General features: G+C 64.4%; 14 protein-coding genes. 5 read left to right on the plus strand and 9 right to left on the minus strand.

Annotated features, from left to right (window positions below):
* Together NBW56_RS09375 and NBW56_RS09380 are read right to left on the minus strand one after the other, a co-directional pair.
* On the minus strand, positions 1-1,572 hold the full coding sequence (locus tag NBW56_RS09375) for an aspartate:alanine exchanger family transporter (protein ID WP_250258966.1): 1,572 nt from the start codon (positions 1,570-1,572) through the stop codon (positions 1-3).
* A gap of 310 nt (positions 1,573-1,882) precedes the next feature.
* On the minus strand, positions 1,883-2,461 hold the full coding sequence (locus NBW56_RS09380; protein WP_250258968.1) for a CueP family metal-binding protein: 579 nt from the start codon (positions 2,459-2,461) through the stop codon (positions 1,883-1,885).
* Positions 2,462-2,865: 404 nt separating this feature from the next.
* Between NBW56_RS09380 and copR the strand changes: the two genes are divergently transcribed.
* The 3 genes from copR (at position 2,866) to NBW56_RS09395 (ending at position 5,156) form a co-directional block, all read left to right on the plus strand.
* On the plus strand, positions 2,866-3,588 hold the full coding sequence (gene copR / locus NBW56_RS09385; RefSeq protein WP_250258969.1) for a two-component system response regulator CopR: 723 nt from the start codon (positions 2,866-2,868) through the stop codon (positions 3,586-3,588).
* On the plus strand, positions 3,585-4,715 hold the full coding sequence (copS, locus tag NBW56_RS09390; RefSeq protein WP_250258971.1) for a two-component system sensor histidine kinase CopS: 1,131 nt from the start codon (positions 3,585-3,587) through the stop codon (positions 4,713-4,715). Before copR ends, copS begins: the two co-directional genes overlap by 4 nt.
* A 114-nt stretch (positions 4,716-4,829) precedes the next feature.
* A complete protein-coding gene (locus NBW56_RS09395; protein WP_250258973.1) occupies positions 4,830-5,156 on the plus strand; it encodes a heavy-metal-associated domain-containing protein in 327 nt (108 codons plus the stop codon).
* Here the strand turns inward: NBW56_RS09395 and NBW56_RS09400 are convergent.
* Positions 5,138-5,407 (minus strand): hypothetical protein, encoded by a 270-nt coding sequence (locus tag NBW56_RS09400; RefSeq protein WP_250258975.1) that lies wholly within the window; start codon positions 5,405-5,407, stop codon positions 5,138-5,140. The genes NBW56_RS09395 and NBW56_RS09400 overlap by 19 nt on opposite strands.
* Before the next feature lie 9 nt (positions 5,408-5,416).
* Between NBW56_RS09400 and NBW56_RS09405 the strand changes: the two genes are divergently transcribed.
* Positions 5,417-7,441, plus strand: coding sequence for a copper-translocating P-type ATPase (locus tag NBW56_RS09405; RefSeq protein ID WP_250258977.1), 2,025 nt, complete (start codon positions 5,417-5,419; stop codon positions 7,439-7,441).
* Between the two features lie 418 nt (positions 7,442-7,859).
* A complete protein-coding gene (locus NBW56_RS09410) occupies positions 7,860-9,539 on the plus strand; it encodes a DUF2079 domain-containing protein (RefSeq protein ID WP_250258978.1) in 1,680 nt (559 codons plus the stop codon).
* On the opposite strand, the gene NBW56_RS09415 is transcribed toward NBW56_RS09410, so the two are convergent.
* The 6 genes from NBW56_RS09415 to thiM are packed head-to-tail and all read right to left on the minus strand — an operon-like array spanning position 9,526 to position 16,161.
* Positions 9,526-10,863 carry an alpha/beta fold hydrolase gene (locus NBW56_RS09415; RefSeq protein ID WP_250258979.1) on the minus strand — a complete coding sequence of 446 codons (1,338 nt, stop codon included), beginning with the start codon at positions 10,861-10,863 and terminating at the stop codon, positions 9,526-9,528. The two genes, NBW56_RS09410 and NBW56_RS09415, sit on opposite strands and share 14 nt — an antisense overlap.
* 9 nt (positions 10,864-10,872) lie before the next feature.
* Positions 10,873-12,942: a prolyl oligopeptidase family serine peptidase gene (locus NBW56_RS09420; protein WP_250258982.1), complete on the minus strand. Its 2,070-nt coding sequence runs from the start codon at positions 12,940-12,942 to the stop codon at positions 10,873-10,875.
* 58 nt (positions 12,943-13,000) lie between these two features.
* The gene (locus NBW56_RS09425) at positions 13,001-13,699 is read right to left on the minus strand and encodes a TenA family protein (RefSeq protein ID WP_250258984.1); all 699 of its coding nucleotides are present in this window, start codon (positions 13,697-13,699) and stop codon (positions 13,001-13,003) included.
* Between the two features lie 2 nt (positions 13,700-13,701).
* On the minus strand, positions 13,702-14,544 hold the full coding sequence (thiD, locus tag NBW56_RS09430) for a bifunctional hydroxymethylpyrimidine kinase/phosphomethylpyrimidine kinase (protein WP_250258986.1): 843 nt from the start codon (positions 14,542-14,544) through the stop codon (positions 13,702-13,704).
* A gap of 46 nt (positions 14,545-14,590) precedes the next feature.
* Entirely contained in the window at positions 14,591-15,286 is a 696-nt protein-coding gene (thiE, locus tag NBW56_RS09435) for a thiamine phosphate synthase (RefSeq protein ID WP_250258988.1), read from the minus strand.
* On the minus strand, positions 15,283-16,161 hold the full coding sequence (gene thiM, locus NBW56_RS09440; RefSeq protein ID WP_502799335.1) for a hydroxyethylthiazole kinase: 879 nt from the start codon (positions 16,159-16,161) through the stop codon (positions 15,283-15,285). The genes thiE and thiM overlap by 4 nt, the downstream gene beginning before the upstream one ends.
* Positions 16,162-16,226: the final 65 nt, after the last annotated feature.

Consider the following 16,226-nt stretch of genomic DNA (forward strand, 5'->3'; position numbering starts at 1 on the left):
CTAGAGCAGCACGATGGCCTGTGCGAAAAGGATCTTCGCGATCATTCCCGCCGCAAACATCGCCGAATAGCCGGGGTCGGTTCGCTCATCGTCAACGAAGGTTTTCACGTGATTGAGCAGTACGGGCTGGCCCACGAATCCCGCGACGGCACCCGCGGTGCGTGCCGCGCTGAGTCCGAGCGCGGCTCCGACTCCCCACAGCGCAAGTAGGGCAATTCCAAGGGTGAGCAGGGTCGCGATACCCACGAGCAGGCCCGTCACGGAGAAGGCAGTTCCGGCGAAGGCTTGGCCGCTTTTCAGTCCGACGGTGGTCAGGAACATAAAGAGGCCAAATTGCCTGATGGTGAGGTTCGCATTAGTGGGGAGGGTCCACACAATTGGACCGGTGCGGCCCATATATCCGAGTACGAGGCCCACCACAAGGGGGCCCGCGGCGCTTCCGAGAGCGAGGCTCGCCCCACCCACCGAAAGGGACACGAAGCCTACGATGATGCCGATCGCGACGCCGAGGCCGAGGCTCAAGAAATCAACCTCGGTAATGCGCATTTCGGAGTCGCCGAAGAACTCCGTGAGCTCCTTGCGGCGATCCTGAGGCATCACCACGCGCACGCGGTCACCAAGTTGGAGCGTCATTTCGGCGTGAGCGAGCATATCGGTGTCGCCGCGGCGCACACGCGTGATGATCGATTCGAAGCGCGTGGGAATGTGCAGGTCCGCAACGGTACGGCCCGCAAGCTGCGGATTCGAGACCACGAAGCGGCGAAAGTTCACCTTCGTGCGGTCATTCGCGAGGTGCGTTTCGCTTTCACGGCCGAGAAGGGCGGCGGCCTTATGAACGGCATCGGGCACGCCCACCATGAGCACGCGGTCGCCCTCGTGCAGGGTTTCCGAAGGATGCGCGACGCGGATTTCCTCGCCCCTTTGCAGGTAAGAGACGCGCAGGTCGCCACCAGCCTTCCCGGGAACGGAGGCGATCCCGGGAATCATGCTGATCTTCATCGTGTTCTCAACATCAACGGTGATGTCGAGAAGGTCCGTTGCCGAAATGGACGAAGGGTCGTTCTTGCCGCTCATCTTCGAGCGCACGATCGTAGGGATGAGCAGCATGCCGAGAATGACAGCGAGCGGGTAGGCGATCGCGAAGCCCACGGACGGGTTGGTGTCGCCAGGCACGATCTGGTTGGCGCTGCTGAGCGCGGGCGTCGCTGCACCCGAGCCCGCGAACATGCCGGCGGCCATGGGGCTACCAAACCCGAAGAGGTAACCGGTGAGGAGCGAAAGCGCGGCCTGAACCCCGAGGAGAAGAATGCCGCCCACGAGGAGGGAACCCTGCGCGCGCATTTGCCGGAAGAAGGAAGCGCCCGAGGCGATACCGATCGTGTACACGAACAGCGCAAGACCAAGTGATTCGACAAGGTCGAGGCCGCTGCCGAGACGCGGGTCGAGAGCGCCGATCGCGAGCCCCACAAAGAGCGCACCGGCTGGACCGAAGCGGAGGGGACCGAAGGGAATCGCACCCACGAGGGTGCCAAGCGCCATCGTGACAACGAGTGTCAGAAGGGGGGAGCTCACGAGCAGGTCGATCATATTTCCCACAATAGGCACTGCTGGCCGTGTGCGCCCGCTCTTGCCCTTCTCCCCCACCCTCAAGGTATAGACAACCACGTTATCCAGCCTGATTCGGTGGTGCCTTTGCGGTTTTCTTCACCTTCGGTTGCGCACATACGTGCACGTGCATGGTCCGACGGTTGCCTGGGTAGCGTCGGAGCCGGATGCGCTCATGACGCACCAGGGGGTGTCCACTACTCGGGGGACACCCCCTGACCCACCGTGCCGCCCTCGGCGGCGTCGACGAACTGCTGGCCGATCGCGAACTGCGCCATCACGTCAGGCGCAGGTCTGTGACACAGGTGGCACCGTCGTCGGTGGTGGAAAACTCCGTGGTGCCGGTATGCCCCTGGTGACTGACCTCAATCAGGCCGGTGACATCATCGGGAAGCCAGAAGCCAATAAACCCGTTGTCGAAGGTGGTTGTCGCCTCGTCCACCAGCACCTCACCGGTCGCCTCATCGGTGATCTTGACCTGGATATCCTCATTGGCGAGTTCCCCCTGGCAGGTCGTGAGGCTGTGGTAGAAGCAGTCGTGGGTGGAGGTCAGATAGGGTGCGATCGAGACATACGTCTGATTGTCGGGAAGATCGACCACGACTTCCTGGTCATCGCTCGAGAGCAGCAGTTCATCGGCACGCACTGAGGCGATCAGATCCGTGGGACGCTCATTGACCTTCTGCCGGTCGAGGTGATCAATGATCTCCACCCCGTCCATGGCGGCCAGGCCATGGGTAGCCAGGAATGCATCCTGGGACACCGTCCCGTCGGCGGTGGGTTCCGGGTCGGCGGCCGAACACCCCGCGAGGGCGAGGGCAAGGGCGACGGTTGCGATCGCTGCTCGTTTTTTCACGTCAATCTCCTTGGATCGTGGTAAGACCGTGAGAAGACACCGCCTCAAGGCCGATGCCATACCTTTATCTTGCACGGGTGCCTGACGAACTAGAAATCAAAAACCCTGCTCACAGCCTTATAACAGGGCGAAAAGGGGGTGAATTCGGTGGGCTGGGTCACCACCGAGACACCACCCCACAGCCGTGGGCGATGTCCTTCTACCCACCCCGGGTATGCGATGCAGGCAGTGAAATCCCTGGTGGCGCCTGCTGAACCGACCAGGGGAGGCGATTCCGACGGCCCGGGGTGGGGCACAGGGGTGACGGCGGCCAAAGGGTGATGTTTGAAGATTTGATGAAGATTTCCCCGCCGGGCACTGAGCGAGGGTGGCATTCCCCCCTGGCCGGAGCGATGCTGGGATCTATGGCTGACCGCATACCGACCACCGCCACGCCCCCGAGGCGGGTGCTGGTCGTCGATGATGAACAACCCCTGGCTCAGATGGTGGCCTCCTACCTCATCCGGGCCGGTTTCGATACCCGCCAGGCGCACACCGGCACCCAGGCCGTGGACGAGGCCCGTCGCTTTTCCCCCGATGTTGTGGTGCTGGATCTGGGGCTGCCCGAACTCGACGGCCTGGAGGTGTGCCGACGGATCCGCACCTTCTCGGACTGCTACATCCTCATGCTCACCGCGCGTGGCAGCGAGGACGACAAGATCAACGGTTTGACCCTGGGGGCGGATGACTACATCACCAAACCTTTTAGCATCCGGGAACTGGTGACCCGGGTGCATGCGGTGCTGCGCCGCCCGCGCACCAGCACCACCCCACCGCAGGTGACCACCCCCTTGATCGTTGGTGACCTCATCCTTGACCCCGTCGCCCATCGGGTGCGGGTGGGGGAGACAACCGTGGAGCTCACCCGCACGGAGTTCGAGCTGCTGGTTGCCCTGGCCCTGCGCCCCGGCCAGGTGCTGACCCGCCGCGACCTGGTCACCGAGGTCTGGGACACCACGTGGGTCGGCGATGAACGCATCGTCGATGTCCATATCGGCAACTTGCGTCGCAAGCTCGGCACCGACACCCGGGGCCGGGGGTTTATCGACACCGTGCGTGGCGTGGGCTACCGGGTGGGGCAGTCATGAATCACGGACCCGGCCTAACCTTCCGCTTCCTGGCCGCCCAGGTGTTGGTCGTGGTGATTGGCCTGCTGGTGGCCGCGGCCGTTGCCTCGATGGTGGGCCCGAACCTGTTCCATGATCATATGTTGATGACCGGCACGGAGGACCCCTCGCTGGAGCTGCTCCATGCCGAGCAGGCCTACCGGGACGCCAACCTGATCACCCTGGCCGTCGCCCTGCCCACCGCCTTGATCAGCGCTCTGCTGGCCAGCCAGTGGTTGTCGAGTCGCCTGCGCACCCCCCTGCAGAATCTCACCCGCGCCGCTACCAGCCTGACGGCCGGCAACTCCCGTATCCGCGTGCCCGTTGGAGAAGCAGGCGGCCCCGAGGTCACCACCCTGGCGCATGCCTTCAACACCATGGCCGACCGGCTGGAACACACCGAACAGGTCCGCCGCCAGATGCTCTCTGATCTGGCCCACGAAATGGGCACCCCCTTATCGGTGCTCACGGTCTACCTCGATGGTCTCCAGGACGGGGTCGTGGACTGGAATAATGCCACCCACACGATCATGGCTGACCAACTCACCCGCCTGACCCGGTTGATGGAAGACATCGACGATGTCTCCCGGGCCCAGGAACACCGGATCGATTTGGACCTGGCGGAGGTAGAGCTCGGGGATCTGCTCCATACCGCCGCTGCTGCCGCGGGAGAAGCTTATGCTGACAAAGGCGTCGATTTACAGGTCGAGACCATTACGGACACCGCCCGGGTGCTCGTGGACCGGCAACGCTTCGGTCAGGTGATGAGCAATCTCCTGTCGAACGCGCTACGGCACACCCCGACCGGCGGGCAGGTCCGGATCAGCGTCCACCGACAGGAGGCGTCCACCGCGCTCATCCACGTCGCCGATGACGGCGAGGGCATCCCATCTGACCAGCTCGGACACATCTTCGAACGCTTCTACCGGGGGGATGCCGCCCGCAGCCGGGACGACGGCGGGGCCGGCATCGGTCTGACCATCTCCAAGGCATTGATCGAGGCCCACGGCGGCACTCTCACCGCCACCTCCCCCGGACCCGGTTGCGGAGCGGTGTTTGCCCTCCGCCTCCCGCTGTCCCCTCTCGACAGTGAGGAGGCTGCGCGGTGACCACACCCTGCCTCGCGTGAGGGCCGTGCCCTCCACCCCTTGAAAATATACCCCCGGGGGGTATACGCTCGAGAGCAGCATCGCCGCATCCCACCGACCCGAAGGAGCCTTCCCATGATCACCTCCCCGCCCCGCCTCTTGCCGATGGCCTCCCACGGCTGCAGCTGTTGCGGACCTGCCTCACGTGCCGACACCGCCTCCATCCCTGCCGCCAGCGACTCGTCAGCAGGAGAGTCCTCCCCTAGCTACCAGGTCACCGGCCTGACCTGCGGGCACTGCGCGAAAAGCGTGACCCAGGCCCTTCAGGCCCTCCCCCAGGTCGACGACGTCCAGATTAATCTCGCTGCTGGTGGTGTTTCCACCGTCACGGTCACCGGTGTCGCACCTCCGGAGATGGTTCGCCGGGCCATCGAGGAGGCCGGCTACACCGTCTTATCCTGATCAGTTTTACCCATCATCTCGACCCGACCGGGTTGAGCGGAAGGAACGTCATGAGCACGCCCCACCATTCCAGCGATCACCATGGTGATCACCCCGCTCCGGAAACAGACCACACCTACCACCCGGATCACGCCAGCCACGAACACCACGCAGATGCCGACACCCACGGCCAGGCGATGCCCCACGATCACCCACACTCCGCCATGGACGAAGACCACCACGTTCATGGTCACGGCGAACACGCCGGACACAGCACCGCAATGTTTCGCGACCGCTTCTGGTGGTCGCTGATTCTGTCCATTCCCGTCGTTATTTTCAGCCCCATGGTCGCCCACCTGCTCGGCTACCACCTCCCGGCATTCCCCGGATCCACCTGGATCCCCCCGGTGCTGGGCACGATCATCTTCGTCTACGGCGGAACGCCTTTCCTCAAGGGCGGATGGAAAGAACTGAAATCCCGCCAACCCGGGATGATGCTCTTGATCGCCATGGCCATCACCGTGGCGTTTGTCGCCTCCTGGATCACCACTCTGGGGCTGGGCGGTTTTGAGCTGGACTTCTGGTGGGAGCTGGCCCTGCTGGTGACCATCATGCTGCTGGGCCACTGGCTGGAGATGCGCGCTCTCGGGGCCGCATCCTCCGCACTTGACGCGCTGGCTGCCCTGCTGCCGGATGAGGCCGAGAAAGTCATCGACGGGACCACCCGCACCGTGGCCATCTCCGAGCTGGTCGTCGACGACGTCGTGCTGGTGAGGGCCGGTGCCCGGGTGCCGGCCGACGGAACCATCGTCGACGGCGCCGCCGAATTCGATGAGGCGATGATCACCGGCGAATCCCGTCCCGTCTTCCGCGACACCGGTGACAAGGTGGTCGCCGGTACCGTGGCCACCGACAACACCGTCCGCATCCGGGTGGAGGCTACCGGCGGGGACACCGCCCTGGCCGGGATCCAACGCATGGTTGCCGACGCCCAGGAGTCCTCCTCCCGGGCCCAGGCCCTGGCGGATCGGGCAGCGGCGTTGTTGTTCTGGTTCGCGCTGATCTCCGCTCTAATCACCGCGGTGGTGTGGACCATCATCGGCAGCCCGGACGATGCCGTGGTGCGCACGGTCACGGTGCTGGTCATCGCCTGCCCGCACGCCCTGGGCCTGGCAATTCCGCTGGTCATTGCGATCTCCAGCGAGCGGGCCGCGAAATCCGGGGTGCTCATCAAGGACCGGATGGCGCTCGAACGGATGCGCACCATCGACGTGGTGCTCTTCGACAAAACCGGCACCCTGACCGAGGGTGCGCACGCGGTCACCGGTGTCGCGGCAGCTGTCGGCGTCACCGAGGGTGAGCTGCTGGCCCTGGCCGCCGCCGCGGAGGCCGACAGCGAGCACCCCGTGGCCCGCGCGATCGTGGCGGCCGCGGCCGCCCATCCCGAGGCCTCCCGTCGGCACATCCGTGCAACTGGTTTCAGCGCCGCCTCCGGCCGGGGGGTCCGGGCCACTGTCGATGGCACTGAGATTCTCGTGGGCGGGCCGAACATGCTGCGCGAGTTCAACCTCACCACCCCGGCCGAGCTCACCGATACCACCAGCACCTGGACCGGGCGTGGGGCCGGTGTGCTCCATATTGTCCGCGACGGTCAGATCATCGGTGCGGTGGCAGTCGAGGACAAGATCCGCCCCGAATCCCGCGCCGCCGTGAAAGCCCTGCAGGACCGCGGGGTGAAGGTCGCGATGATCACCGGCGACGCCCAGCAGGTGGCCCACGCTGTCGGTCAGGACTTAGGCATTGATGAGGTCTTCGCCGAGGTCCTGCCCCAGGACAAAGACGCCAAGGTCACTCAGCTGCAGGACCGGGGTTTGAGCGTGGCTATGGTCGGTGACGGTGTCAATGACGCCCCCGCTCTGACCCGCGCGGAGGTCGGTATCGCCATCGGTGCCGGCACGGATGTGGCCATGGAATCTGCCGGGGTGGTCCTCGCCAGTGATGACCCGCGGGCAGTGCTGTCGATGATTGAGCTGTCCCAGGCCAGCTACCGCAAGATGATCCAGAACCTGATCTGGGCCTCTGGCTACAACATCCTCGCCGTGCCGCTGGCCGCTGGAGTGCTCGCCCCGATCGGATTCGTGCTGTCCCCGGCCGTGGGCGCGATCTTGATGTCTGCCTCGACCATCGTGGTGGCCCTGAACGCCCAGCTATTGCGTCGCATTGATCTGGATCCGGCTCACCTGGCTCCGACCGAGTCGAAGGAGGAACGCACCGCGCCTACTCCGGCATCCACCGCCGTCCACTGATCCACCGCTTCTCTCCACTGCCTCCATCTGCCCCTGAAAGGCTCCACCATGAAGCGCCCCCTTGTTCTTTCCGCCCTCGCCAAAGAGGGATAACCGTGACGATTGCCACCTGCTGCGGGCGATGGGTCGTTATCACCGCAGCGGGTGCACCGGGGTAGATGTTCCTTCTCCCTCTGGTCGCACCACTGAGGAAAGGGGAAAGCCCCTGACAGGAATCCGTTATAGCGCCGCAACCGGTCGCGAGGACTGTCCGAAGAGCGAAAAGCGCCGCTTGAACTAGAGCAAAAAGCGGGGCAAGGGGGCGGAAAAGAAACGAGGCGCTCCCAACGCTAAGAACCGACCACCACGAGCCGGGTCTAGCCGCATGCGCATCGTGAAAACGGTCCCGTCGAAGCGCATGCCTGGCACAATGGGGCGCGTGACACCTTCGCAGCCTGATGCCATGAGCGCGAACTCGAACGCGAACAGCACCACAACCGATAACGCACGTACACGCGAAAAGGACACCCCAAGCGCAACTCCACGCGTGTCCGAGCAACGTTCCCGCACCGATACATTCCTCGACGCGGTTCTCGATCCACGCCGCCTCGCCCCACTCGGCCTCGCCCTTGCAGCAACGACACTGTATGGGTGGCTCTCGATGCTCCAGTGGGACTCCTTCTTCTTCCCCAGCTGGGACCTCGGCATTTTCGCCGAAGCGGTCAAGGAATACGCCCACTTCAACGCCCCTATCGTGCCGATCAAGGGCGACAACTTCAATCTTCTCGGCGATCACTTCCACCCCGTTCTCGCACTCCTCGCGCCCCTGTGGTGGCTGTGGCCGTCACCTGCAATGCTGTTGTGGGCACAAGCCGCCATGTTCGGAGCGAGCGCCTACCCGCTCACGCGCGTCGCGATGGCAAAACTCGGCCCGAGGCTCGGCATGCTCGCGGGCGCCAGCTACGCCTTCTCCTTCGGTCTTCAGGGCAGCCAAAACGTCCAATTCCATGAATACGCGTTCGCGGTGCTGTTCGTGTCGTTCGGTCTTGCGGCCTTCCTTGAGGACCGCCCCAAAGCTGCACTCCTCTGGATCGGCGCGCTCGTATTCGTGAAGGAAGATTTGGGCCTTACCGTCATGATGCTCGGCCTCGCGATGGCGTGGATGTGGTGCACTCCGGGGCCGAAGGCGGGAAGCTCATCCGAAAAGGTCCGCAGGTCGGTGGCGAAGCTAGCGTCGGAAAAGAAACCCCGCTCCGCGCTGCTGCTTGCCGCGTGGGGTCTCGTGTGGTTTGGCCTCGCCACGTGGGTGATTCTGCCGGCGCTGAGCCCCGCGAGCGCGTACGTGTACACCGAGAATTTCGCCCCGATCACGCAGGTGCTAACGCCGCTCGTGAAGTGGCAAACGGTGCTCATGTTTGTGATGTTTATGGGGCTCGTGGGGGTGAAAAGCCCGCTTGCGCTCGGTCTTCTTCCGACGCTTGCCTGGCGCTTCCTTGGCTCCGTGGAGCACTATTGGACCTGGCAGTGGCACTACAACTCGTTCCTCATGGCGATCGCATTCGCGGCGCTCCTTGCGACCTTGCCGCACGTGAACGGCACACTGCTCACCCAACTCGGTGAGCTGCGCGAACGCCCCATCGCCCCGAACACCGCGAAGTTGTGGACGAAACGGCTCGGCGTTGCCGCCTCACTCGCCTCGACCGCGTATCTCATGACAGCGCTGCCCCTCACGTGGGTCGTGACCGGCGGCCTCGACCCGAATTCCGAGTTTGCGAACGCCGCGCGGGAGGCGCAAGCCCACGTGCCTGAAGGGGTCACAGTCGCCACCGATATCCGTTTCATGGCGCCGCTCATTCCCACGAACGACGTGCAGTGGATGCACGGCGAGACGAAGCGGGCACCCGAATGCATCGCGGGCGTGTATGGCAAAAACGAGCAGGAGCAGTTCCCCGGCGGCTGGGCCGAGTGGGCGAACGAGAAGTGGCCCGCGAATGCAAGCGCAAAACCTGAGCACCTCAACGGCGCATCCGTCATCACGAGCGCGCGCAAGCCCTACGATCTCGTGTTTGCGAACGCGTACGTGCAGGTTGCATGCCAGGGCGGCGCTAGCGGCGAGTGAGACCTCGCGGACCGCGCGCGTCGGCTGACGCAAGCGGCCCCGCGGCGAGCGAGCGCACCGACCAAAGCTTCAGTGGCGAGTACTGCTCGGCGAGGAGCGCCGTGCGGATGCCCCGGCCGTAAGCCTCGTTGCGCACGCTGCGATTAAGGGAGCTGATGTCGCGGTCGAGGAGCGGATCGATCGCGCCAGCGGCCGCCCAGCGCATCGCGACAACCGAAAGTTCAATGTGCGAGTCGATGAGCGCGTGGCCCACGTTGTGCGCGGAGATGAACCGCAAGCGCGGGTTCGCGGGATCGGAGCCGACGTGCGCACCGGGAATTTCCGCTGCCGCGAGATGCGAACGCCACAGCGGAACGATGACATCGCGCGCCCCGCCCACCACGAGCGTGGGAGTCGTGATCGAACGCCGCGCCGTTTCCAGGTCGAAGCTCTCCCCCGTGAACGGCGGGAACTGCGCGGCGCGACGCGCGTAGACGGTGAGAGGGTCGAGCGGCTTGCCGTCGCTGGCCTCGGCGAATCCGAGTTCGGTCGCGGAAATGCGGCCAGCCAGGTCGTTTTCGTACACGTAGGGCGTGGTGTTGAACCACTCGCGGCCCGCGATGATTTGGTGAATCGATGCCCAGGCGAGCTGACCGCGCCCCTGAACGAGAAGATCCACGAGGTCCCGAACGGAGTTCACGCCCCCGTATTCGTGAACGGCGGCCAGTACCGCACCGGTTTCTTCGGCGGGCACGATTCGCTGCTCGACGAGCATCCGCACAGCGCGGGCGATCGATTCGGTCGCGTCGAATGTGCCGCGCCAATACAAATCTCGCATAAGCTCGCGCAGGGCGCGCCCGTCGCGCACGCCCGTAAACGGTGAATCGAGCACCATGGAAAACACGCGCTCCGGGTGACGCAGCGCGAATCGTTGCGCAATGTAGGCACCGTACCCGGTTCCGTACAGCACCACGCGCGGCACTTGCGCGTGATCGAGCACGGCACGCACATCGTCGAGCACGTTCTCCACACTCATCACACCAACGGGAAGGTCATTGCCCTGCGCATCCGCGCGGCTCATGCCCACGCCGCGATGCTCCATCATGATGACGTCGAGTCCCTTTTTGACCATGTCCCGCCGCAGAATCTCGTACGGGAACACGCTCGCCACGCCCGGCCCGTCGGGAAGCACCATGATCGTGGGAAGCTCCGACTGATAGCCGGCCCGCACATACCTGAGCGGGAAGAGGCGCCCTTCGGAGTTCTCGAACTCCCGGTAGACGGTCATCACGTCATTGCGGGAGGCGAGAAGCTCGTTCGCGGCGGGGCGGTCGTAAAGGTCCATGCGCTCGGTTTATTTCTTTCCGACGGTTGCCCACAAAAAGGCGTGGACCAGTGCGTTCATGCGTGCCGCTTGCGCGTTGGATGCGGCGCCGCCGTGCCCGCCTTCGATGTTTTCCCAATACTTGACGGGAGCGCCGAGCTCCTCGAGCGCGGCCGTGAATTTGCGGGCGTGGCCGGGGTGTACGCGGTCGTCGCGGGTCGAGGTGAGCACGAAGGTGGGCGGGTACTCGACGTCATCGCGCAGCAGGTGGTACGGGCTGAAGGTCTTGATGAAGTCCCAGTCGTCGGTGTCGGGGTCGCCGTATTCGGCCATCCAGCTCGCGCCCGCGAGAAGGTGCGAGTAGCGCTTCATGTCCAAAAGCGGCACCTGGATTACGACGGCGCCGAACAGCTCGGGGTACTGCGTGAGCATGTTGCCGGTGAGCAGGCCGCCGTTGGAGCCGCCGCGCACGGCGAGGTGCTTCGCGTCGGTCACACCACGATCGATGAGGTCGCGCGCCACGCTCGAGAAGTCTTCATAGACCCGGTGGCGGTTGTCTTTGAGTCCCGCTTGGTGCCATGCGGGCCCGTATTCGCCGCCACCTCGAATGTTCGCGAGCACGTACACGCCGCCGCGTTCGATCCACGCCTTACCTGTCGCGCCGAGGTAGACCGGGGTCAGCGATATTTCGAAACCGCCGTAGCCATACAGCAGGGTGGGGCGAGGGCCGACGGTGGCCTCAGCCTTCGCGATCTCAAAGTACGGGATGCGCGTGCCGTCTGCACTGTCAACGAAATGCTGGGTAACGGTGACGTCGCTCGCGTCGAAGCGTTCGGGCGTCGTTTTGATCGTCTCGATCTCGCCCGCGCCGCTGCCCTCTCGGATCCCGTCAAGGCTCGCGAGGCAGAGGGTTGCGGGCAGGTGGAAGTCGTTGCGGGTGATCCACACGTCGTTGTTCTCGTCGGAATCGACGGCGGCCACGTAGAGCGAGCCCGTGAGTTCCGGGTAGAGGTCCTCGCGCACCCACGTGCCGTCGCCGGTTCGGTAGTGAACGTCGAGGCGATGTTTGACGTCGTCGAGGACGGTCACAACGAGGTAGTCCTTCGTAATGGTGAGGCCATCGAGCGACGTCGTTGGGGTGGGATCGAAAAGCACGTCGAAGTCACGGCTTCCCGCCATGAACGCGTCGAAGTCGCACGCGAGCAGGCTGCCCGCGGCGTAGGTGCGCTCCCCCGTATCCCAATCGTTGCGAGGCCTCAGAATCGCGAGATCGCGATGGGCATTGACGTCGATGTCGCTAGGGACGTCAACCTTGAGGAGCTGAAACTCGTCGCCTTCGCGACTCACGGCGTACGTAGTCGACGTGTAGAAGGTGTGCATGACCGTGACCCAGTCACGCTCAAACCCAGGCGTTTGGTCGTGCGAAGCGTAGACGACCATGTCACTAGGCTCGCCCGAGAAGACAAGTTCGGCATCAGAAAGGGCAGTTCCACGATGCCAGATACGCGCCTGGAGCGGATGGCCGGCATTGCTCGTTGTCCCTTCACCGAAGTCCGTGCCGACCCACAGCGTGTTCTCGTCGATCCATGAGACGAAGCCGCGCGCTTCGGGCCGCACGAAGCCGCCTTCGCTTTCCGGCACGAAACTGCGGGTCTCGAGATCCCACTCGCGGGTGACGTCGGCATCACTTCCCCCGTGCGAGAGGCTCACGAGGAAGCGGCGATACGGCTCTCCCTCGGCGGGACGCAGCGCGTGGGCGCCGTGCCACACCCAGTCCTCCCCCTCGGCGTCGTTGAGCGCATCAACGTCAATAAGGGTTTCCCATTCGGGGTTCTCGGTTCGGTAAGACTCGAGAGTTGTGCGGCGCCACACACCGCGCTCATGCTCGGCGTCTGTCCAAAAGTTGTAGAGGAAGTCGCCGCGCTTAGAAACGCTGGGAATGCGATCGCTCGCGTTGAGAATCTCGAGGATCTCCGCTTCGAGTTCGGCGGTGAGTGGATCGGCGTCGAGCTCGGCCTCGGTGCGGGCGTTGCGTTCACGCACCCACGCGAGCTGCTTCTCGCCGGTGATGTCTTCGAGCCACAGATGCGGGTCACTCATGGAGTCTCCTCTTTCCCACGGCGGTGTTCAGTTCTGGATCAAGCCTAAACGCCGCGCCTCAAATGAGAATGCGATCTGCCGGATCGTCCATGGGCTGCGTCCAGAACAGTTCCTCGAAGCGGGTGGCCTGGCGGAACGCTTCGATGGCGCGTTCGCGTTCGGCCACGCCCGAGGCCTCGCACGCTTCTTCCACGATCTGCACGGCTTTGCGCGCGATTCTCGTGAAGGAGTCGTCTGCATACGCCTCGACCCACGTGCCGTAGGGGTGCCCCTCGAGCGCGCCCTTACTCGCCTCGAGCACGGCCACGCCCGCTTCGGCATAGATCCAGTAACACGGAAGCACGGCCGCGGCGGCCACCGCGTACGTGTCGTAGGTGGCGCTTGCGAGCAGGAAGTTGCTGTAGGCAGCGGTATGGAGGCTCATGCCGAGTCCTTCAACGCGATGCGCGGCGAGCGTGTCGTTCGTGAACAGCTCTTCTTGCATCGCCTTTTCTTCGGCAACGGCGCCGACGGCTGACTGCGCCCAAAAGCGAAGCTCATCCGCACCGGGTGCTTTGCCCGCGAGGGTCGTCATCGACTTTTGGTAGGCCACGAGGTATTGCGCGTCCTGCTGGATGTAGAACGTGAATTTTTCCGGGTCAAGCGTGCCGGCGCCGAGTTCAGTGAGAAACGGCAGGGCGTCGATGCGCGCGCGGATATCGGCGGTAGCCTCCCACATTCGGGCGGTGTGAGCGCCTGCGGGTTCGATGAGCGCCATGGTTAAACTCCCTGAACGGTAATGAGATGGTTCGTGGGGCCGTGGCCACTTTCGGGCGACTTCGAGATCTCCCACTCCTTCGCGTGGAGGATCGCGCTCTGGAGGAATTCGCGTGCACTCGCCACAACGCCGATGTCCGTTGCGTCAGCACCGCCCGCGACGCGTGCGTATTGTGCGGCGATCGCGGAAGAGAGCGTGCAGCCCGTGCCGTGAGTGTTGCGGGTGTTGATCATGTCGCCTGTGAGCACGTCCACGACATTGCCGAGCTGCACAAACACATCCACGAGTGCGGAGCCGCGAAGGTGGCCTCCCTTGACGAGCACGGATTTCGGGCCGCGGTTAATGAGCTTGAGGCCCTGCTCCTTCATTTCGGCCTCGTCGGTTGCCGGATTTTCACCAAGCAGGAGGGCCGCTTCGGGAATATTGGGAGTGAGCACGTCGGCGAGCGGAAGCAAGCGATCATGGAGAATCGACATTGCATCCTCGCCCATGAGCATGTCACCCGAGGTCGCAACCATGACAGGGTCGAGAACGATCTTGCCGAAATCGCTCCGCCGTTCCTCGATGACATCGGCGATCACCCCGGCGATCTCCGCGTTCGGGATCATGCCGATTTTCGTCGCGTCAACGTACACATCGTCGAGCAGGGTCGTGAGCTGATCGCGCACAAACGACGCGGGCGGCGTGAACACACCGTCGACGCCCTGCGTATTTTGCGCGGTGAGTGACGTGATAACGGCGCAGCCATAGGTTCCAAGTGCCGTGAAGGTCTTGAGATCGGCCTGGATGCCTGCGCCACCGCTGGGGTCGCTTCCGGCAATCGTGAGGGCAATGGGTGGGCGCATGGGATTTTCCTCCTCGAAAAAGCTCGCTGTTTAGAGCGATATGAAACTACAGTGGCTGGTTCATCACGAATTCGCGGCGAAGGAAGGTCGCCGAAGTCGCTGGATCGTCAGAGGCGGCGATCGCCGAGACGACGCAAATGCCGTCGCAACCCGTCGCCGCAACCTCGCCAGCATTGCGGATCGAAATGCCACCGATCGCGACCGCCACGATACCGGCTTCATGTGCACGCGCGGTGAGAGCGGCGAGGCCCTCGAGCCCCACGGCCGGGTCGGTATCGGTCTTCGTCGCGGTATTCCAGATCGGGCCGATCCCCACGACATCGGCGAAGCCCTCGGCGATCACGCTCTCGAGCTGTTCGGCGTTCGACACGCTCACGCCAATGATCGCCTCGGCGCCGAGGAGCCCACGCACCTGAGAGGCCGGCATGTCGCCCTGTCCCACGTGAACGTCGAGGCCAAGCTCGCGTGCCGCCTCCACACGGTCATTCGCGATGACGATGATGTCGCGGCCGTGCTGCTCACCCACCTCGCGGGCAACATCGCGCACCCGGCGCGCGAGCTCGAGGTAAGCGGCATCATCGAGGTTCTTATCGCGCACCTGGATCACGTGGGCGCCGCCCTCGATCGCCTCGGATACCTGGGCGGGAACCTTCTCGGCACCGCCCGCCATCGCCGAATCTGTCACGAAGTAGAGCGCCCAATCGGCTTTCGCCGCGCGCTCGCGCGAAGCGGAAACACTCACGCCGACGCCTCTGTCACGTTCACGCGCGAGGCTATGTCGGCGCCGCTGAGCTCATCAAGGGCATCGATCCAGGCGACCGCGAACGAGCCGGGGCGCTCCGCGCGCTCACCTGCAAGCTGACCGGCCGCGCCGAAGTGTGCATGGGCAGTCAGCACCGCGAGAGCCTTCGCATCGATGGGGGCGAAGGCGGCGTCGGAAAAAAGAGACTCGAGTGCGGGAGCGATGCTGACATAACCAGCCATCGTGGCGCCGAGCGCGCAGCCCGTACCGATCACGCGCGGCATAAGGTCGTGGCCCGATTCGAGCCAGAGCGCACGCGTCTCGCCATCGCGATCCCACACGATCAGGTCGCGCTTGCCCGACACGGCGACAACCGCGCCCGTGCGCTCCGCAAGGGACGCGGCAGCCGGCAAGGATTCCTCGACGGAGTCGGTCGCATCCACGCCTCGCCCACCGGCGCCGAGGCCCGCGAGCGCGGAAATTTCCGAGGCGTTACCGCGGATCGCCGTAGGGGCGAGCTCGAGGAGGCGATGCGCGAGAGCGGTGCGCACTTCCAGGGCGCCGATCGCGACCGGGTCGAGAACCCACGGAACACCGGCCTTTACCGCAGCTTCGGCGGCAAGTGGCATCGACTCAACCTGGTGCGGCGCGACCGTTCCTGTATTGAGAAGCACGCCACTCGCAATTTGCGCGAACGTCGCGGCCTCTCCGGGATGATCGACCATCGCGGGGGCCTGGCCCGCTGCGAGCAGCACGTTCGCGGTGATGTTTTGAACGACCGTATTGGTCATGCAGTGCACGAGCGGCGTGGTCTCGCGCGCGGCGCTCACGGCTTTTTCGATTCCAGCAGAGTACGGCTGTGTCACGAGTGACATCCCTTCGCAGGTAGGTTTCCAGAGCAGGTTCGACGGGTTTGATCTCAGCCCTCGCGGCCCACGAT

The organism is Dermabacter sp. Marseille-Q3180 (assembly GCF_940792985.1).
In the GTDB taxonomy this organism is placed as follows: Bacteria; Actinomycetota; Actinomycetes; order Actinomycetales; family Dermabacteraceae; genus Dermabacter; species Dermabacter vaginalis.